The sequence below is a fragment of the Streptomyces hyaluromycini genome, from assembly GCF_002217755.1.
Lineage (GTDB): Bacteria > Actinomycetota > Actinomycetes > Streptomycetales > Streptomycetaceae > Streptomyces > Streptomyces hyaluromycini.
Genome location: NZ_BCFL01000019.1, coordinates 826,094 through 849,718, shown reverse-complemented (window position 1 = coordinate 849,718; position 23,625 = coordinate 826,094). Strand labels below are relative to the sequence as shown.

Below are 23,625 nucleotides of genomic sequence, written 5' to 3'. Positions count from 1 at the left end.
CGGCATGGGTGTGCGGTTTCCCCCGACTGCCCCCGACGGCGGTGAACGCGGGCCCCGTACTCAGCGTCCCTGCAGGTGCGCGGAGCTGGTCCGGGTCGAGCCGAGCTTGGCGTAGAGCTTGGCGCCTGGGCATTCGGTGGCGTACCCGTCCCTGTGGCCGGAGATCACGTTCAGTCGTACGTTCTTCCCCTTTGGGTAGAGATTGCCACCCCCGGACTTCAGATATGTCTTTCCCTTCGGATTGGCCCCGAAGAGTCCGAGCTTCCACGCGGTGAGCCTGGCGACGGCGGTCACGGCGGCCGCGGAGGGCTTGTGCGAGCCGTATGTACCGATCACCGCGATCCCCATGCTGTGGTTGTTGAACCCGAGGGTGTGGGCGCCTCTGACGGCCTTCGCCACTCCCCCGGCGCGGCCCTCGTAGATGGTTCCGCACTTGTCGACGAGGAAGTTGTAGCCGATGTCCCGCCAGCCCATGCTCACGACGTGGTAGCGGTAGATACTGCGGATGACGGACGGGGCCTCGGAGCAGCGGTAGCCGTTGCCGGAGGCGGTGTGGTGGACGAAGGCCGCCTTGATCTTCCCCGTGTAGACGAACCCCTTCTCGCGCAGCGACTCGTCGGCGCCCCAGCCGTGGCGGGTGACGATCCTCGGGCGCGGTCCGATGTACGGCTTCGCGAGCGGGGCGTCGGCACCGCTCAGCTGCCTGAGTTCGCGTTCGGTGTCCTCCCGGCTCAGCTCGGGGATCTCGGTGGCGGCGAAGGACACGAGGCCGGCGTTGACCACGGCCGCCGCGTCGGCCGCGGTGTCGGTTCGGGGGCTGTCGGCCGGCGGGCCCTGGTGCGGGTCCTCCTCGCCGGGGTCGACGAGTTCGAGGCGCAGGCCCGCCGGGAGCAGGTCGCGTCCGACGCCGGACCCGGGACCACTGCCGCGCGGGGCGGAGTCGTCGCCGGCGTCAGCGCCGGAGGCGACGTCAGTACCGGAGTCGGCATCAGTACCGGAGGCGACATCAGTACCGGAGGCGACATCAGTACCGGAGGCGACGTCAGTGCCGGAGGCGACGTCAGTGCTGGAGGCGACGTCAGTACCGGAGGCGACATCAGTACCGGAGGCGACGTCAGTGCCGGAGGCGACGTCGGTGTCGAAGGCGGCGTCAGTGTCGTCGCCCGCGTCGGTGTCGGCGTCGCCGTCGGCGCGCACGCGTACGTCGACTCCGTCCGAGTCGCCCACCCACAGGGGCGCGGTGGCGCCGTGCACCCGGCCGGCGGCGGCCTCCGCCGTGTCCGGGTCGGCGCCGTGGTCGGCGTTGTGCGTGTCGACGTCCTGCCAGCCCGACCAGTCGCCGGTGGCGGCGGACCGGGTGCGCACCTGGACCCGGCCGTGCAGTTCGGTTCCGGGGTTGTCCCAGACGACGCCGACGAGCGAGAAGTGCCGTACGTCGGCGCTGTACGCGCCCTGTTCGGGGGCCCGGCCGAGAACGCGCTCACGGGTGCGGGGGGCGAGGGGCAGCGACTGGGTGCTGCCGGGGAGGGCCGTCGTCGTGGCCCGGTCCGCCGGTGCGGCGGCCGCGGACGGCGCGTTGAGCACGGCCGGCGGGAGGGTGAGGGCCGCCGCGCAGGTGACGCCGATCGAGCAAGTCAGGAATCCACGCATGCCCCCGATATTGAACACAGTCAGACAAACATGCCCATCGGGGAATTGACGGTCCATCGGGTCCGGTTACGCCGAACCGGTGGCCCCGCCGCCCGGTGCGGGCACCGGGCCCGGCGTACCCTTGCGCGGGTGAACGCCACCGATCGCACCCCTGCCGACCTGCTGCGTTCCGCGCTTGCCGCGGACCCCGGACGCCCCCTGGTGACCTTCTACGACGACGCGACGGGCGAGCGCGTCGAATTGTCCGTGGCCACCTTCGCCAATTGGGTGGCCAAGACGGCGAATCTGCTCCAAGGCGACCTCGGTACGGGGCCGGGTGACCGGGTTGCCCTGCTGCTGCCCGCGCACTGGCAGACGGCGGTGTGGTTGCTGGCCTGTTCGTCGGTGGGCGCGATCGCCGACGTGGCCGGGGACCCGGCGGTGGCCGACGTCGTCGTCAGCGGGCCGGACTCGCTGGAGGCGGCCCGGGCGTGCCGGGGCGAGCGGGTCGCTCTCGCGCTGCGGCCGCTGGGTGGGCGGTTCCCGCAGACGCCGGAGGGTTTCGTCGACTACGCCGTCGAGGTGCCGAGTCAGGGGGACCGGTTCGTGCCGTTCTCGTCCGTGGATCCGGAGGAGCCCGCGCTGATCGTGGCGGGGGCGGAGCTGAGCGGGGCCGAGGTCGTGGAGCGGGCGCTCGGGGATGCGGCGGGGCTGGATCTGACCGGGCCCGGGTCGCGGTTGCTGTCGGGGCTGGGGTACGACACGTGGGAGGGGCTGAGCGCGGGGTTGTACGGCCCGCTCGCGGTCGGGGGGTCGGTGGTGCTGTGCCGGAATCTGGCGGAACTGGGGGAGGAAGGGATCGCCAAGCGGATCGAGAGTGAGCGGGTTACTGCATCGGCGCGGTGAGGTCGTTCTTCGGCTGCGGCTGAGTGAGGGCCGTTCGCGCCCACGCGGCGAAGCCGCAGATCGACACAGCCCCGCGCCCCCAAGAAGGGTGGGACCAGTCACCCGCTGCCGACAAGTGAGGGCCGTTCGCGCCCACGCGGCGAAGCCGCAGATCGACACAGCCCCGCGCCCCCAAGAAGGCGGGACCAGTCACCCGCGTGGAGTAGTTACCGCCGCCCCTGCCCTCGCCCCAAGGCACTGTTGAGGAGTGACCGACGTCGTAGGGGCATCCGCCACCGGGCACGGGCTTGCCCGGTGGCGCCGGCGGCGCTGGATGCGGGGGGTGGCCCTCGGTGCCGGCGTGCTGCTCGTCGTGGCCGTCGGCGGCGGCTGGGCCCTCTACGCCAAGCTCAGTCACAACATCACCCCCGACGACGCGGCCGCCGCCGAGCTCGCCCGGTACGAGCGGGAGCGGCCCACCGAGCTGGTGCGGGGCGCGCAGAACATCCTGCTCATCGGGTCGGACAGCCGCGCCGGGGACGGGAACCGTCGCTACGGCAAGGATTCGGGCACCCAGCGGTCCGACACCGCGATCCTGCTGCATCTCGCCCGCGACCGGCGCAGCGCCACCGCCGTCTCGCTGCCCCGGGACCTGATGGTGCACGTACCCGGCTGCCTGCGGAGCGACGGGCGGCGCAGCGAACCCTCGTTCACGCTGTTCAACTCGGCCTTCGAGGCGGGGGGTTCGGCCTGCACCGTGCGTACCGTGGAGAAGCTCACGGACATCCGCGTCGACCACTACATGGTCGTCGACTTCAGCGGGTTCAAGGACATGGTCGACGCGATCGACGGGGTGCAGGTGTGCCTGAAGAAGCCCATCAACGACAAGGCCGCCAAACTGCGGCTGCCCGCCGGGCGGGTCACGCTCGACGGGGAGCAGGCGCTGGGGTACGTACGGGCCCGCAAGTCGCTCGGGGACGGCAGTGACACCGGGCGGATGGACCGGCAGCAGCAGTTCCTGGGGGCGCTCGTCAACAAGGTGCAGAGCAGTGACGTACTGCTGAACCCGGCGAAGCTCTATCCGCTGCTGGACGCGGCGACCTCCGCCCTCACCACCGATCCCGAACTGGCCAGTCTGCGCGGCCTGTACCAACTGGTGCGCGGGCTGCGGGACATCCCCACGGAGCATGTGCAGTTCCTCACGGTCCCGCGGGAGCCGTATGTGTACGACTCCAACCGCGACCAGCTCAAGGCGGCCAAGGCGGACGCGCTGTTCGCTCTGCTGCGGGCCGACGCGCCCGTGAAGGTCGCCGACTACGCCACGGGCGAGAAGGACGATCCCTCTTCCGGAAACTCCACGGAGCCCACGTTTCGCGGTAACACCGCCGCCGAGGACAGGTGCACGTAAAGCACACGCCAAGGCGGCGAACTTCCGCGCCGTTCATTGTCAGTTAAATGAGATGGATTGCCCGGTTGTAGGGAGGACGAATTTGTCACTGGCGTCCCTCGACGCTGAACTGGGCGGATAGTGTGAGCGCTCCGGTGCACCCGGCCGCGAGGTCCGTCCTGGGGTCGTGCACCGCGAAACGTGACCGAGCGCCTTGGTGGGGGGAAGGCGCCGCGTGGCCCCGACGGAGGATTCGGACAACCGTGGACGCGCAAGGCCGTGGGCGGGCGGACAACATCGATCCCGCAGACCAGTGGGTACTCAATCCGAACACCGGCGAATACGAACTGCGACTGATGCCTTCCGCACCGCAGTCGTCGGTACCCGGACCGCGCAGGCCCGTCTCGCCGGGCGCCGCCGCGGGCGGTGGCGGTGCGCGGGAGACCGCGAGCCCCGAGGTGCCGGGGCAGCGCAGGCGGCGCAGCGAGCCCGAGCCGCTGGCAGGGCGCCGCTCACGGCGGCAGCCGGTGAAGAAGAAGTCGAAGGCCAAGAAGGTCCTGCTGTGGACCGGCGGAACGATGGCCTTCGTGCTGGTCGCCGCCTCGGCCGCCGGCTACCTGTACATCAAGCACCTCAACGACAACATCACGTCCGTCTCCGACGACGGCGCGAGCACCGGTGGTTTCAGCAAGGACAAGGCGATCAACCTGCTGATCATCGGCACCGACAAGCGGACGGGCTCGGGCAACGAGGGCTACGGGGACGCCGGCAGCGTCGGGCACGCCGACACCACGATCCTGCTGCACATCTCCAAGGACCGCTCGAACGCCACCGCGCTGAGCATTCCGCGTGACCTCATCGTCGATGTGCCCGACTGCCAGACGCAGCAGTCGGACGGGACGGAGAAGGTCATCGCGGGCACCGAGAACGTCCGCTTCAACACCAGCCTCGGCCAGGACGGCCGTACCGCCAGCTGCACCGTGCGCACGGTGACCGAGCTGACCGGGATCCAGGCCGACAACTTCATGGTGGCCGACTTCAACGCGGTCAAGACGCTGACCGACGCGGTCGGCGGGGTCGAGGTGTGCCTGGCCAAGGACATCGACGACTCGGACTCGCACCTGAAGCTGTCCAAGGGCACCCACAACATCTCCGGCGAGACCGCGCTGGCGTTCGTGCGCACCCGGCACTCGGTCGGCTTCGGCGGTGACCTGAGCCGGATCCAGCTCCAACAGCAGTTCCTCAGCGCCCTGATGCGCAAGCTCAGCTCCAACTCGACGCTCACCAGCCCGACCAAGCTGCTGAAGCTGGCCGAGGTCGGCACCAAGGCGCTCACCGTCGACTCCCAGCTGGACAGCATCGGCAAGCTGAAGGACCTCGGTCTGGAGCTCGGCAAGCTCAACCCGAAGAACCTGACCTTCACCACCATCCCGGTGCTGGACAACCCGGCGGAGAAGGTGAAGGCGACCGTCGTGCTCAACGAGACGAAGGCCCCCGCCGTCTTCCAGGCGATCAAGGACGACGTCTCCTTCACGGCCGTCAAGAAGAAGCAGGCCCAGGCCAGCAAGGACGCGGCGGCCGCCCGCCTGGAGGGCTCCAAGTCGGCGGCCTCCGAGGTGCGGGTGCGGGTCCTCAACGGCGGGGCCCCGGCCGGCAGCGCCCAGGAGACCCTCAGCTGGCTGCAGGTCCAGGAGGGCGTCCTCAAGTCGGAGAACGCCGGCAACGCGGACGTCGCACTCAGCAAGACCACCCTGGAGTACGCCCCCGCCCAGGCCGCCCAGGCGCGTGAACTGGCCGGCCTCATGGGGTTGTCGGGCTCCGCCATGAAGCCGGGCAAGAGCGTGATCAACTCCCAGGGCCTGCCCGCGATCACGCTGACGCTGGGCAAGGACTTCCAGGGGGCGGGAGTCTCCCTCACCACTCCGACAAAGGCGCCGGACGTGGACAGCAAGACGACGGCGGACAAGGTGACCTGCGCCAAGTAGGGCGGCGCGACGAAGAGTTACACCGGGCGACCGCTGAGTGAACGCGAACAAGTAACCGCGAATAAACAGGTAACCCTATGGGTCCGTCGCGCGTCTAACCGGGCGCGGGGCGGACCCGTGTGGTCCGTGTGGCGTCCGACGGGGGGCGTGGCGGCGGGCCTGTAGGCGCAGGGCGCAGGGTGGGGAGGGCAGGGCGTTGACGCAGAGCGATGTGCGGGGGGAGGTGCCTGCGGTCGAGGACACGATGTCCCTCGCACCGAAGGCACGCAGGGCACCGAAGGCACACAGGGCACCGAAGGCACCTGACGCGCCGGGCGGCACCGGCGACGGGCCGCGCAGAGGCGGCTCGAACGGCGGCGGCCCGGGGAGACGCGGCCGACGCGTACTGCGCTGGTCGGCGACCGTGCTGTCGGTGGTGATCCTCGGTACGGCCGGTGCCGGTTACCTCTACTACCAGCACCTGAACGGCAACATCCAGAAGGGCCGGCGCGACATCGGCGACGCCAAGGCGCACAAGACCGCGGCCAACGCGGCCGGTCAGACGCCGCTGAACATCCTGCTGATCGGCTCCGACAGCCGTAACTCCGACGAGAACGTGAAGCTCGGCGGCGCCAAGTACGACCGGGGCAGCCCGCCGCTCGGCGACGTCCAGATGCTGATCCACCTGTCGGCGGACCGGAAGAGCGCGGCGATGGTGAGCATCCCCCGGGACACCCGCGTCGACATCCCCAAGTGCACCGATCCGGACACCGGCAAGGTGTACCCGGCGACCAACACCATCATCAACGAGTCGCTGGCCCGCGGCGGCGCCGGCTGCACGCTGGCCACCTGGGAGAACCTCACCGGGGTCTACATCGACCACTGGATCACGATCGACTTCGCGGGCGTGGTGAAGATGGCGGACGCCATCGGCGGCGTCGACGTCTGTGTGAAGCAGAACGTGTGGGACCGGCCGACGGCCGCGGTGTCCGGCGGCTCCGGGCTCAAGCTGACCGCCGGCACCCACAAGGTGCAGGGCAAGCAGGCCCTGCAGTGGCTGCGCACCCGGCACGCCTGGGGCAGTGACCCGCTGCGGGCCAAGGCCCAGCACATGTACCTCAACTCGATGATCCGGACGCTGAAGGGGCAGAACGTCTTCACCGACACCGGCAGGCTGATGGACCTGGCCGAGGCGGCCACCAAGTCGCTGACGGTCTCCGAGGAGATCGGCACCCCGAAGAAGCTCTACGACCTGGGCATGCAGCTCAAGTCGGTGCCGACGGACCGCATCACCTCGCTCACGATGCCGAACCTCCAGGACCCGCAGAACAAGGACCACCTGGTGCCGGACGGCGCCAACGCCGACAAGATGTGGCAGATGCTCCGCGACGACGTGGCCTTCGACAAGAACGGCGGCACCAAGGAGAGCAAGAAGAAGACCACGGCGAGCGCCGCGCCCGCCAAGGAGCCGTCCGTCTCCGCCGGCGGCCTCGGCGTGCTGGTGCAGAACGCCACCGGTACCGCCACCGAGGCCGCGGTCGGCGGCCGGGCGCGGGCGCTCGCCCAGGAGCTGGCCGCCAAGGGCTACACCAGGGCGGCGGCGGACACCTCGGCGGCCGCGCAGTCGGTGGAGAAGACGGTGGTCCAGTACCCGAGCGCGGACCTGCAGGGCGACGCCCAGGCGGTCGCCAAGGCGCTGGGGATCCCGACGAGCCAGGTGCAGCAGACCACGAATGTGTCGGGTGTCACGCTCGTCGTCGGCGCCGACTGGCGGGACGGGACGGCCTACCCGAAGCAGTCCGCGCCGAAGGCCGGTGACCTGCCGGACAACGCCGACGCGATCAACGGTTCGGACACCAAGCAGTGCATGGACGTGTACGCGCCCTACCGCTGGTAGCGGGCCGTGCCGCCGGTCCCTTACAGGGTCACGTACAGGGTCATTACAGGCGGCACGGTCTCTTCACACACAGGTCCGCACAGGTAAGCACAGGTAACTCCTAAACGGCTGCATGACACTGCGGCCGTGCTTCAGGTGCCCGGGAGTTCCGGGTGTGGCGGCAGGTGTGAGCGGGAGGGCGGGCAAGGTGGTGCACAGCAGTGTGCGGGGTGAGGTGTCCGACGTGGTGTCCGCGGTCGAGGACACCATGTCTCTCACGCCCCAGGACGGTGGCGGCCGGCAGGACAGACGCGGCACGGACGGCGACCGCAGACGCCGCAGACGCCGGATCGTCCGCTGGTCGGCCTCGGTCCTGGCGCTGGCCATGGCCGGCACCGCCACCGCCGGATACCTGTACTACGAGCACCTCAACAGCAACATCAAGAAAGAGAACCTCAACAACGCCGACGCCAAGGACCGCGCGACCGCGTCCAAGGCGAACGCGGCCGGTCAGACCCCGCTGAACATCCTGCTGATCGGCTCCGACGCCCGGGACACCGCCGAGAACCAGAAGCTGGGCGGCGCCAAGGACATCGGCACCGCCGCCCGCGCCGACGTCCAGATGCTGCTGCACGTGTCCGCCGACCGCACCAACATGTCGGTGGTGTCCATGCCCCGCGACACCCTGGTGTCCATCCCGAAGTGCACCGACGCCAAGACCGGCAAGGTGTACGCGGCCACCGCCGACACGATGACCAACGCCTCCCTGGAACGCGGCGGGCCCGGCTGCACGGTGGCCACCTGGGAGAAGCTCACCGACCTCCACATCGACCACTTCATGATGGTCGACTTCTCGGGCGTGGTGTCCATGGCGGACGCGATCGGCGGGGTGCCGGTGTGCGTGGACGCCAACATCTACTCGCACACCTCCACCGGCCACGGCTCCGGCCTGAAGCTGAAGAAGGGCACCACCTCGGTCAAGGGCAAGCAGGCCCTGCAGTGGCTGCGCACCCGCTACGGCTTCGAGGACGGCAGCGACATAGCCCGGACCAAGGCCCAGCACATGTACATGAACTCGATGGTCCGCCAGCTGCGCTCCAACGCCACCCTCAGCAACCCCGACAAGCTCCTGGGGCTCGCCGAGACGGCCACCAAGGCGCTCACGGTCGACACCGGCCTCGGCTCGGTCACCAAGCTCTACGACCTGAGCAAGGAGCTGAAGAAGGTCCCCACGAACCGCATCACCATGACGACGATGCCGTTCGTGTACTCCTCCGACGGCAACCGGGTCCTGCCCAAGCCCACCGACGCGGCCAAGCTGTGGCGGCTGGTCCGCGAGGACATCGCGCTGGACGGCAAGGACAAGAAGAAGACGACCACGACCACGACGAAGGTCACCGACAAGGCGGCGGCCGACGACAAGATCGCCGTACAGGTGCAGAACGGCACGAAGAGCAGCGCGGAGTCCGCCGTCACCGGCAGGGCCGCCGCCGTCACCGAGCTGCTCGTCGGCAAGGGCTTCACGAAGGCGGCCGCCGACACCTCGGCGCTGCTGAGCGCGGACCAGACCCTGGTGCGCTACCCGAGTGCGGACCTGGCGGCCGACGCCCAGCGGGTCGCCAAGGTGCTGGGCATCCCGTCCGCCCAGGTGAAGAAGTCCACGGCCGTCGACGGGGTCACGGTGGTCGTGGGCGCCGACTGGCGCTCGGGCACCAAGTACACCGCCGACGACGATGACACCACCCCGGCGTCGGCGAGCGCCCTCAACGCCTCGGACACCAAGGCGTGCATGCACGTCGACCCGGACTACACCTGGTAGCCCGGGCCGGTCTCGTGGGGGTGCTCAGCTGCCGGTGGAGCTGAGCACCGCCGGGCGGCGGGACGCGATGACCCGCTTCGCCAGGGCCTTGGGGCTGGTCAGGAAGCCGTACCCCCACGACATGTGCATGGTGGCGAGGGCGACCGGGATCTGCAGCCGTGCCCTGAGCGGCAGCCCCTTGCCGGCCGGGAGGGACCCGGCGGCGATCGCCGCGAGGTAGCCGCCGGGGACCACGAACCCGAACGGGGTGACCAGCGCCCCCACGACGATCCCAGCGGCTATCGCGCAGACCGCCGTCGGCGGGGCGAGGTAGCGCAGGTTGATGGAGCCCTCGTGGTAGCGGGCGACGACGTGCCGCCAACGGCCGTAGTCCTTGTACTGCTTGGCGAGCGCCTTCACGCTGGGCCGCGGCCGGTACGACACCTTCAGCTCCGGCGAGAACCAGATCAGCCCGCCGGCCTCCCGGATCCGGAAGTTCAGCTCCCAGTCCTGGGCGCGGATGAACTCCTCGTTGTAGCCGCCCTGTTGCTCCAGCGCCTCGCGCCGGAAGACACCGAGGTAGACGGTGTCGGCGGGCCCGGCCTCGCCGCCCGTGTGGAAGGCCGCGTTCCCGACGCCGATCTTCGAGGTCATGGCCGCCGCGACCGCGTCCTCCCAGGCGTTCTCGCCCTCGGCGTGCATGATGCCGCCCACGTTCATCGCGCCGGTCTCCTCCAGGAGCCGTACCGCGGTGGCGATGTAGTTCGGCGAGAGCATGCCGTGGCCGTCGACACGGACCACGATCGGGTGCCGGGAGGCCTTGATCGCCGCGTTCAGCGCGGCCGGGGTGCGCCCGGTCGGGTTCGGGACGGTGTGGACACGCTTGCTTCTGAATGATGCGGTTTCCGCCACGAGCTGGGCGGCGATCTCGTCCGTGCGGTCCTTGGACGGACCGAGGGCGATGACGACCTCCAGCTCGCCGGCGTACTCCTGCGCGAGGATCGCTTGGACGGCCCCGCGCAGATGCCGCTCCTCGTCGAGGACGGGCATGATCACAGAAACTGCGGGGTGCCGCACGTCGGGCTTGGCGTTCATAGGGGGCTCACGTTACCGCGAACGGGGGACACCGGTGCGCGCCGCATGGGCGGTGGGGCGGGCTGAAGGTCGTATCGGCCTACCGTGCTCACGGATCCCACGTACGGCCTCGTCCGGAGGTGTCCTTTGTCCGCCAGCCCGTCCCGGTCCCTCGTCCGGCCCGCCCGGCCGCAGCGCCGACCGCAGCCCACCCGTCAGGCCCCGCGGCCGCCGGTACGACCCAGGAGGCCCCGGCGGCCGCGCTGGGCCATGCGGGCGGTGACCACGCTCTCGGTGGTGGTGCTGGCGTCGGCCGGGATCGGGCACTCGGTGATGGCCGGCCTGGACGCGGACATCGCCCGGGTCGACCCCTTCAAGGACATGAAGAACCGTCCCGCCCCGGGCCACGGCATGAACGTGCTGCTGGTCGGCACCGACGGCCGCGACCAGATCACCGAGCACGAGCGGCGGAAGTACCGGCTGGGCGGGGCGCCCTGCCACTGCACCGACACGATCATGATCGTGCACATCTCGGCGGACCGGGAGCGGGCGACCGTGGTCAGCCTGCCGCGCGACTCGTACGCCGAGGTGCCGTCGCACGTCGACGAGACGACGGGCCGGTCGCACCCCGCGCACCCCATCAAGCTGAACGCGGCCTACGCGGAGGGCGGCCCGCAGCTGACCGTCCGCACCGTCGAGGACATGACCCACCTGAAGATCGACCACTACCTGGAGGTCGACTTCATCACGTTCATGCGGACCGTGGACGTGCTCGGCGGGGTCCGGATCTGCACCGCCCAGCCCCTGAAGGACTCCTACACCGGCCTGAACCTCTCCCCCGGCAGGCACATCCTGAACGGCGGCCAGGCCCTGCAGTACGTCCGCTCGCGGCATGTCGACGCGGCGAGCGACCTGGGCCGGATGAAGCGGCAGCAGCGGTTCCTGGCGGCGCTGATCGAGCGGGCGACGTCGAACGGGGTGCTGCTCAACCCGATCAGGTTCCGGGACGTGACGCGGGCGGTGCTGGGGTCGGTGCGGGCCGACACGGGCTTCGGCACGGACGAGCTGCTCGACCTCGGCCGGGCGATGCGCAACTTCTCGCCGTCCTCGTCCGAGTTCACGACCGTCCCCATCGGGCAGCTCGGGTACGTGGTGAAGGGCATCGGCTCGACGCTGAAGTGGGACCGGGCCGGGGCGGACCAGCTGTTCCGGTCCCTGCGCGACGACAAGCCGCTCGCGGCGCCGGCGCCCACGCACGCGCCCGCGCCGTCGCCCTCGCCCTCTCTCCCGCCGAAGCCGCCGAAGCCGCAGGGGCCGGCGCCGGTGACGGTCGAGGTGGCGCCGGCGGGGATCCGGGTCCAGGTGGAGAACGGCACGGGTACGGCGGGGCTGGCGCGGCGGATGGACGCGGCGCTGGCGGCGACGGGCTTCGCGACGAACCACCAGCCGGTGACGGCCGCCCGCCGCGACGTGCGGCGGACGGTGGTCTCCTTCGACCCGCGGTGGGACCGCTCGGCCCGCTCACTGGCGGCGGCCCTGCCGGGCAGCGTGCTGCGGGCCGTGCCGGGGCTGGGGCCGGTGCTGCGGGTGACTGTGGGGGCCGACTTCAGGGGGGCTGTGCGGACGGTGCGGGCGGCTGCGCCGACGCCGCAGGCGGAGACTTCCGTCATCCGGGGGGATGAGAAGGTCTGCTGAGGGTCGTGGTTCGGCTGCGGGCCGGTGGGGGCTTGTCGCGCAGTTCCCCGCGCCCCTGAAGGGGCGCTCGCCCCTGGTTCTTTTAGGGGCGCGGGGAACTGCGCGACAAGCCACGACGGCGCCGCAGCCGAACGACGCCACGGCGCGGCACCGCCCTAGGGCCTGTCTGACAATTCCCGTCGTCGCCCGGAGGGCGGCCTCGCGGCGTCAGGTGCGTGCTCTCGGCGTGCCGGGCGTAGGCCCTCGTACTGGACGTACTTGGGTCTGCGCCCGGTGCGGCGAGAGTGCGTGCATGGCGTCGCGAGGCAGACGGGAATTGACAGACAGGCCCTAGTCCGCGTACCCCTCCGCCACCCTGCGCTCGCGCAGTTCCCTGATGTCCCGGCGCCGTGCCAGGCGGTGTGTGCGCCTGATCTGGGCCTCCTGGTAGCGGCGGCGGTCCCTGTCGGTCTCCGGCAGGACCGGCGGCACCCGGCGCGGCTTGCCGTCGGCGTCCACCGCCGCGAAGACGAGGTAGGCCGAGCCGACCTGGGTGGCGGGAGTCGACTCGTTCCAGCGTTCGGCGAGGACCCGCACCCCCACCTCCATCGAGGTCCGGCCGGTCCAGTTGACCTGGGCCTTGACGTGGACCAGGTCGCCGACGCGGACCGGCTCCAGGAACGCCATCTCGTCCATGGACGCGGTGACGGCGGGCCCGCCCGAGTGGCGGCCGGCGACCGCGCCCGCCGCGTCGTCCACCAGCTTCATGATCACACCGCCGTGCACCGTCCCGAGGAGGTTGGTGTCGCTGTGGGTCATGATGTGGCTCAGCGTGGTCCGGGACGCGGACGTCGGCTTGCCGGGTATATCGGATTCCGCCTCGGGGGCCTGGTCTGTCATGGCCCCCACCTTATGCGGAAGCGACAATCGCGGAATTTGTGTCGGCTTCGCAACAGCGGTGCCCTGATTTTCCGACGACCCTTGTAAGAGGCATGGCCGCTGCCTGCACACTGGGGCCCATGAACGAATGGCCCGAGGGGCGGTCGAACGACAACCGCGGCAACCAGTACGGACGCGGTAGCGCAAGCGCGCAGCCTGAGGGCGCCCGCGTGATGCGCCAGGTACGGCGCGGCGAGCCGTCGGCACCGCCGTACGGCGCCCCGCAGCAGGGCGGCGACGGATACGCCGGGGTTCCGCAGCAGCCGTCGTACGGCGGCGGGTACGGAGACGGTGGCGGCGGCGGGTACGACGGCTACGACAGCGGCTACAACACCGGCCAGGTCTACGGCGGCGGCCCCGGGGGCGGTGGTCCCGCCGGCACGCCCGAGCGCGGGCCGCGGCCGGCTCCCAACTGGCGCAAGCGGATCAAGTGGACCGCGATCGTCGTCCTGAGCGTGCTGATCGTCACATCCGTCTCGACCTACTTCTGGGCCGACTCCAAGCTGCACCGGGACGTCGACCTGTCCAAGGTGATCGACCGGCCCGCTGCGGGCAAGGGCACCAACTACCTGATCGTCGGCTCCGACAGCCGCAAGGGCATGTCGGCCGAGGAGAAGAAGAAGCTGCACACGGGGTCGGCCGAGGGCCAGCGCACGGACTCGATGATGATCCTGCACGTCGGCGACAACGGCGACACGCTGATCTCGCTGCCCCGTGACTCGGACGTGGAGATCCCCTCCTACCAGGGGTCCACGTCCGGCAAGGTCTACCAGGGCACCGGCCGCCACACGAAGCTGAACGCGGCCTACGCCGAGGACGGCCCGACCCTCCTCGTGCGCACGGTCGAGTACAACACCGGTCTGCACATCGACCACTACGTGGAGATCGGCTTCGCCGGCTTCGCGGACATCGTGGACGCGGTCGGCGGTGTCACGATCACCATCGACAAGGGCTTCAAGGACAGCTACTCGGGCGCGAACTTCAAGGCGGGCAAGCAGACCCTGAACGGCGAGGAGGCGCTGGCCTTCGTCCGGACCCGGCACGCCTTCGCCACGTCCGACCTCCAGCGCACCAAGAACCAGCAGAAGTTCCTGGCCGCCCTCGCCCACCAGGTGGCCACCCCGTCGACGGTCCTGAACCCCTTCAAGCTCTACCCCACCCTCGGCGCGGGCCTCGACTCCCTCACCGTCGACAAGGACATGAGCCTGTGGAACCTGGCGTCGATGTTCTTCGCGATGAAGGACGTCAACGGCGGCGGCGGCGTCTCGATGAACATGCCGATCTCCGGCTCCACCGGCGGCAACCTCGTCTGGGACAAGGCGAAGGTGAAGACCCTGGTCGACGAACTGAAGAACGACGAGAAGGTCACCGTCTCCGGCAACTGAGCCGCCGGCTAGGCCGTCCCGACGGCGAGCAGCGCGATATGGGGAAGGGCGAGGCGTCCTTCCCCATGTGGCGTACTCGGCTACAGCTCGTCGAAGGGCGGCACCATGCGGACAACGATGATCAACGGCTCGCGTGGTGCCACCAGAAAGTAGAACCAGCCGCCGGCAGCGTCCATACGGCGCAGGCCGCCGGGTCGGGGACCGTTGCCGAGATCGCTGACATCGATGCCCGTACGGGCGAGGTCGATGAGCTGGTCGGCCAGGCGCTCCACTTCCCTCACCACGTGAGCGGGAATGCCGCCCGCCACATGGTCCTGGTCAGGGTCGTACCCCCAACGCCAGTCCGCGCTCACCGGGCCGGAAGGCCGAGGCCACGTGCGCCTCGTCCAGGAGTCGCCCGATCCGAGAGGCGGCCTGGCGCGCCTGAGCGGCGTCGCCAGACTCGGCGGCGTCTTCCCAGCGGCGGAGGTCCGCGGCCATCTCGGGCTGGCGCTGGATGTGCACGTAGACGGCCCACTGGGCCACGAACCGCTGGAGAGGGCCGAGATCGGAGCCCTGCCGGGACTGGTCGGCCGCCTGGTCCAGCTCCTGGGTGAAAGCAGGCAGCGCGGCGGGCGCGATCTGTCTGACGGCCTGCCGCAGCGCGGCAACCGTGGCAGGTGGCTGAGGGATGAGTGGCTGCCCGGCGGCGGAGGTGGTCATGGCTGCTCCCATGGGCGCGATTCTGATCCCGGGCGTCAGCGTATCGGGCGGGATCACTCTTTCACTGCTCGAACGAGTGAGGGACCGGTGTCCCCTCCGTCTCCCTTGAGGCAGGAGTGTCCGGAGCATGGTCAGGGACCCCCGGCCGGAGGCCCCTGGACCGCGCTCCGCGCTCGCGAGGAGCGTCACATGGGCATGGCCGCCATGGAGCGGCACATCTCGGCGCAGCGGCGACACGCCTCCGCGCAGCGCTTCATCTGGGGGTCGTCCGGCATGGACATACACGCCTCGGCGCACATGTCGCAGGCCTTGGCGCACATCGCGCACATCTCGGGCGAGAGCGGCGAGCGCCGCATCATCATGTCGGCGCACATACGGGTCGCCTCGGAGCAGTCCATCAGCGCGCGCATGATGCGCATGTGGGCCTGGCCGCCCTCCATCGACATGCAGGAGCTCATGGTCTCCTCGCACATCGTGTGGGTGGCCATGCACATGTTGACGCACTCCTGCATCTGCTTGGACATGGCCGTCACGGGTCCGGTCTGGGTCATGGCTCCTCCAGGGTGGGGTGCGGGGTCCGGGGGCGTTCCCCGTCTGGTTCCCGTCCTAAGCCCGACCGTCCGGTAGTGCCATTCGGTGGTGCCATTCGGCGCCAGAGCCGGAAAAGGCGCCCCGAGGGGCGCCTTCCCGCCGGATGCCGGTGCGGTTACGGCAGGTTGCGGGCCATGACGATCCGCTGGACCTGGTTGGTGCCCTCGTAGATCTGGGTGCTTTACATGTCATACGGCCCTCACCTGCACGAAGGCCCCTCCCAGAGGGGGTGTCCCCAGCATTTCCCCATGATCGTCAGCAGTCTGCGCAGGCAGGAGGCGCACTGGAGGCACCTCCGCCAGTCGCGCGGTATACGAGCAGGCCCGGCGCAGGTTACGCGGTTTCCCGTTCCGTCAACCGTGATCACTTGACCGGTGCACCCGGCCCTCGGGAGCATCAACCCAGATGCGGGGCACTGGCAGCGGCACGGGAGAGGGGAACCCAGACCATGAAGGTCACCAAGCTGATCAGCACGTGCGACATCAAGGACTGCCCGACGATCTACGCCACGGATCGCGGCACCTTCCTGGTACAGGGCGAGACGCCGACCGACCACGGGCTTCAGATTCCCGCGCACGAAACCCTGGTCGAGATCCCGATGGAACTGATCCAGAAGGCCATCCGTGACAACCTCATCTAGGAGCCTCGTCGACCTCTTCGACGCGTTCGATCGCGAGGCATTCCGACTGGAGACCCTGGACGACTACAGCAAGTCCGGGAGCGTCGACGCCTATCAGGCATTCCTGGCCGGGGAGCCACAGCCGGACGACTACAACGCAGGCTGGGTCGAAGAACTACGCTCGCACACCGAGAAGGGGAAGCGGGTATACCGGGTCCATATCCTGTCCCGCCCGCTGACGGACTATCTTAGGTTCGAACTCGGCTGGGGCTACCACAAGAATGTGAGCGGGGGCGAAGAGTTCTTCATCCTCGACATCACCGACAAGCCCAACCCCTTGGAGAACGTTCCGGACTTTTGGTTCTTCGACTCCGAATCCGTGGCCGTGATGAACTACGACGGAAGCGGAAAGTACCTGGGTTCGGAAGTGCTACCGCCGGAACGAACAGCGGAATTCACGCGGTACCGTGATGCGGCTCTCGCGCACGCGGAACCGTTCACCGAATGGTGGGCCAAGTACGGGACGTGAACAGAGCACAGCTTGGAGCCGCGCTGCGGGCGCTGCGAGTGGCATCCGGCAAGGAAGCCAAGGCGGTGGCCCGCAGCGCACTCATGTCCCCGTCCAAGCTGTCCAAGATCGAGAACGCGAAGCTGGCACCCAGCGCGACGGACGTAGAGCGCATCCTGACCGCCATCGGCGTCTCGGACGAGGTCAAGGCGGAGTACGCGGAAGCCGCACGCGCGTCAGCGACGGAGGCGACGGCGTGGCGCCTGCTCAAGCGGATCGGGGTCCACAAGGGCCAGCAGGCCGCCAAGGCTCTGGAAGCCCAGATGTCCGTTCTGCGGCTGTTTCAACCCGCGCTCGTTCCCGGCCTGCTCCAGACTCCTGAGTACATCCGGGCCATTCTGCAACGCCACAACCTGAGTGAAGACGCACTCACGCGAACGATCAATGGGCGACTCGAACGGCAAGCGGTTCTCTACGACAACGCAAAGTCACTCCGGTTCATCATCACCGAACCTGTTCTGCGCTGGCGCATCGTGCGACCGCAGATGATGGCTGCTCAGCTTGATCGCATCGTCTCTATTTCACGGCTGTCCCACGTGGACATCCGGATAGTCCCTCTACGGGTTCAGCAACACGACATCGCAAATCATGCCTTCGTCATCCGTGACGACCGCATGGTGACCGTTGAAACCGTCCATGCCGAAGTCGTCGTTACGGACCCGCGAGATGTGAGTCTCTACGTTGATAAGTTCGAAGGATTCGAGCGATCCGCGCTGGCCGGTGACGAAATGCGGGATCTGATCGAAGGTATCCGCAACGACTTTTTGCGGGAACAGGAAACAGGCTAGAGGCGCGATCGTGGCCCGCCGAAGATGGGGGCCATGGTGAGCGACAGCAGGGCACAGAGGACCGAAGCGGCTGATCATCTGGGCAGCAGTGAGGCCCGACAGTTTCTCTCTCGTCTTTCCGGAGCGTTCGGCGTCGGTGGCGTGCTCATGGTGCGAAAGAGCGATCCTGGCCCCGAAGGCGCGGACCTGGCGCCGAGTTCGGCTTTGCACTGGCCTCGGTGTGAGTGCGGGAGCCCGAAGTGCCCTGACTACAAGCCCCCGCCGAACAGCCCGTCAGAGGGACTGCGCGGCAGAGTCGCCGCAGCCAACGCACGGAGCCGTAGGGGTGGGCTGTGAGCGTCAGAGCGGCCATGCGGTACGTCATGCACCGGATCACCGAGCATCCCGACACGGGCGTGACGTTCGAGGCCGAGTGTCTGCACTGCGGTTGGAAGGCGACTCCCGCCGATGACTCGGCATCCGTCGACGTGGAGTGCATGAGCCACACGGGCCAGTCCGGGCATGCCGGTTTCCGGCGCATCCGGACCTCGTTCGCCATGGTCGTTCGCGCCGAGTGAGACACCGCCCCTGCGGTGGAATCCCTGAACTCCCGCCCGGTATGGGCGGCGACGGTCAGTCATGGCCGTGATCAGCTGAGCAGGAAGGTGCAGTGATGCTGGACGGAAGTGATCTGTACGCGCTCGACATCAACGGGGCGTCGTTTGTGAAGGCATGCGGCGGCCCCTGCACCGAAGGGTGCGTGACCCTGGCGCGGATCGGTGACGACGCCTGGGCCCTGGGTGACAGCAAGCGGCCGGACGCGCAGCCGCTGCGGTTCACCACGGAGGAACTGGACGCGGCCGGTATCGACCCGGCGCGCTTCGACCTGAACGTCTGAGCCTCCCCCTCCCGCCAGTCGGGCCGGGCCATCTCCCGTCCCTGGGTCCGGTCCGGCTGGCACCTCTCGAACGGGAACGACTCGTGCACCACCACGGCTATCTATGGACCGGCCCGAAAGAGCGCTTCGACCAGGAAGCACTACGACGGCCCCCGCATCCTGAGCCGCCCCCTGCCGGAAGCAGGCCGGAACTGATTCAGCGGTACCGCGAGGTAGCAGCAGAGTTCCCCGCTTCGGATCTGCCGCCGCTGGAAACGGCGTACTGGCTGATCAAGCCGCGTTCCTTAGTTCGTGGCACGTGGGAGGAGGCGAAGGAGGCCGCGTCATGGCTCGGTGAGCGGCTGGCCGAGTACGCGCCTCGGTTCGCGTCAGACAGGGACCGTGACACTACGCGCCTGGCCCGGCTGGTGAACGCTGCTGTCGAGCAACTGCACTCGGGTGCTGATGTGTCGTATGGCTTCTACCTGGAACGCCCCTCGTATCTGTCCCTGGCAGTGGTGACGTGTTCCCCGAATCGGGCGAACGCTGAACTGGCCTGCCCAGTCGCATAGTCGAAGCAACAAAGAAGCCCCGGCCACAAAGGCCGAGGCTCGTTCGGTTGATCAGAGCAGGGCGCGGAAGGGGTTGAAGTCTCCGAGCGGTTCCGGCCCCTTCGGCTCGAGTGCGGGAACGGGGGCCTGCTTGGGTGCCGGGCGGTAGGCATCCAGGCGGACGACGCGTGCACGGTTCTCTTCACGCTCCGCGCTGACCGGCTGCGCCTCTGCGTGACGGGAACTGCTCCGCTTCCTGTCGCTGTCCGTGCTGGCCGGCTGCGCCACAGAGTCACCGGAGGTGTCACCGCGGACTGAGAAAACTGTGGCCGGTCGGCCGGTCTTCCCCGCCCGTTCCACGGTGACGACGATTCCGGGCAGTTCCTTGACCTCGGCGGCCGTCGCTCCGACGTACGGGAGTACCTGAGAGGACGTGGCGCGTCCGCCGTGCATTTCGATGCGGGCGCGCACCTTGTCCTCAAGAGCGAGCGGCTGTCGCTTCACCTTCGGGGAGGTCGCTCCCTTGGTGATACGCACGGCGTCCTGTACGGACCGGCGAACCAGGGTGAAGGCGGCCGACAGCATCTCTTCCGTGATGTGCTCGGAGCACTCAGAGGCGGCCAGGCAGGCCGCAACTCGTATGGTCTGCTCCGCCGTTCGCTCGATATAGACAGCCTGGCTCTCGGGCAGGCTCTCGCCCAGGATGCGGGCGTATCGGCGCACGATCCGCCACAGCGGCCGGGCGTCCTCCGCAAGCGTGATCACACGGGGCCGGGCAGTGGCCCAACCGTACGCGTCAGCCAGCTCGCGCCCGTCCACTTCGGGCAGGCTCACCCGGTCGTCATCCAAGAGCGGCACCGACCCGAGCAGGAAGGGAAGGATGCGGTTATACGAGCCGCCCGCAGCTTCGGACTCACCGACGTACTTGGTCCAGTCAGAGGGGGTGACATGGCAGTGCAGGCTAGTTGTGCGCAGTTTCAGTAATAGCGAATCTCAGTTCTGACCGTCACCGGATTCAGTGAAGGCCGCCAGCGCCTGCGTGGCTTTCTCTGTCAGGTCACCGCCAGCCTTGCCCGCCACGGTGGTCAGATATCCCTCTCTTCTCGCGCGCTTGAGATGGTCCTTCACGGTCTCGGGGCGGCGGCCGATGAGTCGTGCCAGCCACGGAACAGGCGCCGGAGCGCCCAAGTCGGCCATGGTCTTGTAGGTCGCGGCCAACATGGCCAAGTAGGGCTCTGACACACCCTCGTTGGCCAGCAGTAGGCCCGCCGACGATCCCGCTTCCTCCACCTTCGCTGTCACCTCCTCCATGCCCTGTTGCAGTTCAGGTGCCGTCTCCGCCAGTTTCATGGCCGCCGCCAGGTCGAGCCGCCGCAGCACGGTCGTAGAGATCCCGCGCGCCACGTCCCGAGTTGCGGCGCCTTCTGCCGCCTCAACAGTGATCCGCTGCGGCCCCCCAGTGATCGGTCCGGTCGGCCACCACATTCGGATCACCCAAGCCCCCTGCCCTTGGGTGATCTCGAACCCGCTCTCATCCGCTTCCATACTTCCGAAGGTACCACACAGGGTGAACCACCCCGTGTGGACAACCCAGGGTGGGCCATGAGCAGACTTGAGATGTCGGTGACTGACCGGCGCGACGGCGGGGTGGTCCCGCAGGTCGGCAACAACGAGAGGGGGGCCGCCTCGGTGGCAAGGGCATGGGTCGCACGATCGACGGACGACCCGAAGAAGTGGACGACGTTTTGGTACGACCCTGACGGCGAGCAGCGTCAGAAGACCTTCAGCACCAAGACGCGAGCTGACGACCACCGCAAGCGCAAGGAACAGGATCTCGACGCCGGGACCTACCTGGACAACCGGTTGGGCAAGCAGCCTGTGACGGCCGTGTGGGAGCAGTGGACGAATCAAAGGAAGCTGGAGAACAGCACCAAGAAGCAGTACCGGTCCATCCAGACAACGACCCTTGAGCCATTCTTCAAGGCCCGTTCCATCGTGTCCCTGAAGGTCGCAGATGTTGAGCAGTGGCTCTTGTGGATGGAGCAGGACCGGAAGCTGTCCGCCCGTACACGGCGTCAGCGGTTCTCGTTCTTCTCCGGGATGATGGACTGGGCCGTCGCCAACGAGATCATCGGCCGGAACCCGTGCAAGAGGGTCAAGGGCGCAGGGAGCCGCGCCAAGGAGATCCGGGAGCAGAAGAGCACCGCAAGGCGGCTCACGACGCGGGAAGTTCTGGCGATGCTGGATGCCGCTCCTCCGCGATACCGCGCGATGCTGTGGCTCATGGCCGGGTGCGGCCTGCGACTGGGCGAGGCCATGGCGATGTCCCGCGATCAGATCGACTTCAAGGCCGAGACGCTTCGGGTCGACTATCAGATTGCGGAGGACGGTGACACGGAGTCGGGCAAGAACAGTGCGATCCAGCGTCGGCACATCAAGGCTCGTGACGAGGGTGAGCCGGGGCGTACCGTCCCCCTCCCGCCGAACGTCGCCTTCGAACTTCGACGGCACATCAGGAACCACGGTGTTTGGGGGCCCGAACAGCTTCTCTTCCCCAATGTGACGCGGACCGGGTACCTCTACGGGTCGTACTTCTACCCCAAGATCTGGATGGAGGCTCTGAGCAAGGGACAGGTGGCCTACTGCAAGGCTCACTCACTCCGGCACTACTACGGGTCGCGGCTGCTGTATGCCGGAGTCCCCGAGAACGACGTGGCCGACTGGATGGGCCACAGCAGTACGGACGTACTGAGGGAGCACTATCACTACATCTTCGAAGGAGCCGAGCAGCGCGGGCGGGCCGCCATCGCAACGATGCTGACACCCGGCGCCGACGACCCCACGGAGACATCAGAAGTCGCCTGATCGGCATACGACAGCAGCCCCCGGCATCACGCCGGGGGCTGCGTTGTTTGTGCAGGTCAGTGGCTACTTTCAGCCCAGCATCCGCCCAGGATTCCCCCAGCATGACGCCCAGGAACGGCCCTGATCAGGCCGCAACGGACAGAAAGCCGAGGGCACCTCTCCGAGGCCTTCGAAACAGCTCCTGACCTGCAAAAATGCTGCTAGGGAAGGTTCCTTGCCATCACGATCCGCTGCACTTGGTTCGTACCCTCATAAATCTGGGTGATCTTCGCGTCGCGCATCATGCGCTCGACGGGGTAGTCACGCGTGTAGCCGTAGCCGCCGAGGAGCTGGACGGCGTCCGTGGTGACCTCCATCGCGACGTCGGAGGCGAAGCACTTCGCCGCCGCGCCCTGGAAGGTGAGGTCGGCGTCGCCGCGCTCGGAGGCGGCCGCGGCCTGGTAGGTGAGGGCGCGGGCGGCGGCGATCTTCATGGCCATGTCGGCGAGCATGAACTGGATGCCCTGGAAGTCGGCGATCGGCCTGCCGAACTGCTTGCGCTCCTGGACATAGCCCTTGGCGTAGTCGAGGGCGCCCTGGGCGACCCCGAGGGCCTGGGCGGCGATGGTGATCCGGGTGTGGTCCAGGGTCTTCATCGCGGTGGCGAAGCCGGTGCCCTCCGCGCCGATCATGCGGTCGGCGGGGATGCGGACGTTGTCGAAGTAGACCTCGCGGGTCGGCGAGCCCTTGATGCCGAGCTTCTTCTCCGGGGCGCCGAAGGAGACGCCCTCGTCGGACTTCTCGACCACGAAGGCGGAGATGCCCTTCGAGCGCTGCGACGGGTCCGTGACGGCCATGACCGTGTAGAAGTCGGAGACGCCCGCGTTGGTGATCCAGCGCTTCACGCCGTTGAGGACGTAGTGGTCGCCGTCGCGGACCGCCTTCGTCTTCATGCCGGCCGCGTCGGAGCCCGCGTCCGGCTCGGAGAGGCAGTACGAGAACATCGCGTCGCCCTTGGCGAGCGGGGTCAGGTACTTCTTCTTCAGGTCCTCGCCGCCGGAGAGGATCACCGGGAGCGAGCCCAGCTTGTTCACGGCCGGGATGAGGGAGGAGGAGACGCAGGCGCGGGCGACCTCCTCGATCACGATGACCGTGGCGAGCGCGTCGGCGCCGGCCCCGCCGTACTCCTCGGGTACGTGCACGGCGTGCAGGTCGCCCGCGACCAGGGCGTCGAGCGCCTCCTGCGGGAAGCGGGCCTCCTCGTCGACCGCGGCGGCGTACGGGGCGATCTTCGCCTCGACCAGCGCGCGGACGACGTCACGGAGCATGTCGTGCTCCTCGGACGGGCGGTACAGGTCGAAGTCAGCCGATCCGGCCAAGGTCTCTCACTCCAGACGCAGTGATGCTGACGCTAATTACTGTTAAGTAACTCAAAGTTTAGAACGCGGCCCACGGTTAGGTCACGTGAGCTTGGCGACAGCGGGAAAGTTGCCCG

At 68.6% G+C, this 23,625-nt stretch carries 23 protein-coding genes; 14 read left to right on the top strand and 9 right to left on the bottom strand.

Annotated elements, in window-relative coordinates:
* Positions 1-60: 60 nt before the first annotated feature.
* Complete coding sequence (locus SSP29_RS21715) at positions 61-1,650, bottom strand: peptidoglycan recognition protein family protein (protein ID WP_089102343.1); 1,590 nt, start codon at positions 1,648-1,650, stop codon at positions 61-63.
* Positions 1,651-1,779: 129 nt separating this feature from the next.
* On the opposite strand from SSP29_RS21715, the gene SSP29_RS21710 reads away from it, so the two are divergent.
* The 5 genes from SSP29_RS21710 to SSP29_RS21690 all read left to right on the top strand — a co-directional run bounded on the left by SSP29_RS21710 (position 1,780) and on the right by SSP29_RS21690 (position 9,560).
* Positions 1,780-2,535: a TIGR03089 family protein gene (locus SSP29_RS21710; protein ID WP_089102342.1), complete on the top strand. Its 756-nt coding sequence runs from the start codon at positions 1,780-1,782 to the stop codon at positions 2,533-2,535.
* A 313-nt stretch (positions 2,536-2,848) separates the two neighbouring features.
* The gene (locus SSP29_RS21705; RefSeq protein WP_089102341.1) at positions 2,849-3,922 is read left to right on the top strand and encodes an LCP family protein; all 1,074 of its coding nucleotides are present in this window, start codon (positions 2,849-2,851) and stop codon (positions 3,920-3,922) included.
* Positions 3,923-4,164: 242 nt separating this feature from the next.
* On the top strand, positions 4,165-5,886 hold the full coding sequence (locus SSP29_RS21700) for an LCP family protein (RefSeq protein WP_089102340.1): 1,722 nt from the start codon (positions 4,165-4,167) through the stop codon (positions 5,884-5,886).
* A 244-nt stretch (positions 5,887-6,130) separates the two neighbouring features.
* Positions 6,131-7,762: an LCP family protein gene (locus SSP29_RS21695; RefSeq protein WP_089102339.1), complete on the top strand. Its 1,632-nt coding sequence runs from the start codon at positions 6,131-6,133 to the stop codon at positions 7,760-7,762.
* 247 nt (positions 7,763-8,009) lie between these two features.
* On the top strand, positions 8,010-9,560 hold the full coding sequence (locus SSP29_RS21690; RefSeq protein WP_089102451.1) for an LCP family protein: 1,551 nt from the start codon (positions 8,010-8,012) through the stop codon (positions 9,558-9,560).
* A 24-nt stretch (positions 9,561-9,584) separates the two neighbouring features.
* Here the strand turns inward: SSP29_RS21690 and SSP29_RS21685 are convergent, their stop codons facing one another.
* On the bottom strand, positions 9,585-10,634 hold the full coding sequence (locus SSP29_RS21685) for a glycosyltransferase family 2 protein (RefSeq protein WP_089102338.1): 1,050 nt from the start codon (positions 10,632-10,634) through the stop codon (positions 9,585-9,587).
* 126 nt (positions 10,635-10,760) lie between these two features.
* On the opposite strand from SSP29_RS21685, the gene SSP29_RS21680 reads away from it, so the two are divergent.
* Positions 10,761-12,308, top strand: a complete 1,548-nt coding sequence (locus SSP29_RS21680) for an LCP family protein (RefSeq protein ID WP_245883157.1) — start codon at positions 10,761-10,763, stop codon at positions 12,306-12,308.
* A gap of 330 nt (positions 12,309-12,638) precedes the next feature.
* On the opposite strand, the gene SSP29_RS21675 is transcribed toward SSP29_RS21680, so the two are convergent.
* Positions 12,639-13,187: an acyl-CoA thioesterase gene (locus SSP29_RS21675; RefSeq protein ID WP_089102336.1), complete on the bottom strand. Its 549-nt coding sequence runs from the start codon at positions 13,185-13,187 to the stop codon at positions 12,639-12,641.
* Between the two features lie 119 nt (positions 13,188-13,306).
* Here SSP29_RS21675 and SSP29_RS21670 point away from each other — a divergent pair, with 119 nt between their 5' ends.
* Entirely contained in the window at positions 13,307-14,611 is a 1,305-nt protein-coding gene (locus tag SSP29_RS21670; RefSeq protein ID WP_089102335.1) for an LCP family protein, read from the top strand.
* A gap of 80 nt (positions 14,612-14,691) precedes the next feature.
* Here the strand turns inward: SSP29_RS21670 and SSP29_RS21665 are convergent, their stop codons facing one another.
* From SSP29_RS21665 to SSP29_RS21655, 3 genes are all read right to left on the bottom strand, one after another.
* Positions 14,692-14,892: a hypothetical protein gene (locus SSP29_RS21665; protein WP_150134620.1), complete on the bottom strand. Its 201-nt coding sequence runs from the start codon at positions 14,890-14,892 to the stop codon at positions 14,692-14,694.
* A gap of 37 nt (positions 14,893-14,929) precedes the next feature.
* Positions 14,930-15,313 carry a DUF6247 family protein gene (locus SSP29_RS21660; protein WP_089102333.1) on the bottom strand — a complete coding sequence of 128 codons (384 nt, stop codon included), beginning with the start codon at positions 15,311-15,313 and terminating at the stop codon, positions 14,930-14,932.
* 185 nt (positions 15,314-15,498) lie between these two features.
* The gene (locus SSP29_RS21655) at positions 15,499-15,864 is read right to left on the bottom strand and encodes a four-helix bundle copper-binding protein (protein WP_089102332.1); all 366 of its coding nucleotides are present in this window, start codon (positions 15,862-15,864) and stop codon (positions 15,499-15,501) included.
* Between the two features lie 488 nt (positions 15,865-16,352).
* Between SSP29_RS21655 and SSP29_RS21650 the strand changes: the two genes are divergently transcribed.
* From SSP29_RS21650 to SSP29_RS59850, 6 genes are all read left to right on the top strand, one after another.
* Entirely contained in the window at positions 16,353-16,544 is a 192-nt protein-coding gene (locus tag SSP29_RS21650) for a hypothetical protein (RefSeq protein ID WP_089102331.1), read from the top strand.
* Complete coding sequence (locus SSP29_RS21645; RefSeq protein WP_089102330.1) at positions 16,528-17,052, top strand: DUF6879 family protein; 525 nt, start codon at positions 16,528-16,530, stop codon at positions 17,050-17,052. The genes SSP29_RS21650 and SSP29_RS21645 overlap by 17 nt, the downstream gene beginning before the upstream one ends.
* Positions 17,049-17,879, top strand: a complete 831-nt coding sequence (locus tag SSP29_RS21640) for a helix-turn-helix domain-containing protein (protein ID WP_089102450.1) — start codon at positions 17,049-17,051, stop codon at positions 17,877-17,879. The genes SSP29_RS21645 and SSP29_RS21640 overlap by 4 nt, the downstream gene beginning before the upstream one ends.
* Before the next feature lie 332 nt (positions 17,880-18,211).
* Positions 18,212-18,436, top strand: coding sequence for a DUF7848 domain-containing protein (locus SSP29_RS21635; protein WP_150134617.1), 225 nt, complete (start codon positions 18,212-18,214; stop codon positions 18,434-18,436).
* 95 nt (positions 18,437-18,531) lie between these two features.
* Positions 18,532-18,756, top strand: coding sequence for a DUF397 domain-containing protein (locus SSP29_RS21630; protein WP_089102328.1), 225 nt, complete (start codon positions 18,532-18,534; stop codon positions 18,754-18,756).
* 83 nt (positions 18,757-18,839) lie between these two features.
* Positions 18,840-19,307 (top strand): hypothetical protein, encoded by a 468-nt coding sequence (locus SSP29_RS59850; RefSeq protein WP_089102327.1) that lies wholly within the window; start codon positions 18,840-18,842, stop codon positions 19,305-19,307.
* A gap of 51 nt (positions 19,308-19,358) precedes the next feature.
* On the opposite strand, the gene SSP29_RS21620 is transcribed toward SSP29_RS59850, so the two are convergent.
* Together SSP29_RS21620 and SSP29_RS21615 are read right to left on the bottom strand one after the other, a co-directional pair.
* Complete coding sequence (locus SSP29_RS21620) at positions 19,359-20,135, bottom strand: hypothetical protein (protein ID WP_150134616.1); 777 nt, start codon at positions 20,133-20,135, stop codon at positions 19,359-19,361.
* Positions 20,136-20,279: 144 nt separating this feature from the next.
* Positions 20,280-20,831, bottom strand: coding sequence for a hypothetical protein (locus tag SSP29_RS21615; protein WP_089102326.1), 552 nt, complete (start codon positions 20,829-20,831; stop codon positions 20,280-20,282).
* Between the two features lie 57 nt (positions 20,832-20,888).
* On the opposite strand from SSP29_RS21615, the gene SSP29_RS21610 reads away from it, so the two are divergent.
* Positions 20,889-22,151, top strand: coding sequence for a tyrosine-type recombinase/integrase (locus tag SSP29_RS21610; protein ID WP_150134615.1), 1,263 nt, complete (start codon positions 20,889-20,891; stop codon positions 22,149-22,151).
* Positions 22,152-22,351: 200 nt separating this feature from the next.
* Here SSP29_RS21610 and SSP29_RS21605 read toward each other — a convergent pair whose 3' ends face one another.
* Positions 22,352-23,509, bottom strand: a complete 1,158-nt coding sequence (locus SSP29_RS21605) for an acyl-CoA dehydrogenase (RefSeq protein ID WP_089102325.1) — start codon at positions 23,507-23,509, stop codon at positions 22,352-22,354.
* Positions 23,510-23,625 lie beyond the last annotated feature (116 nt).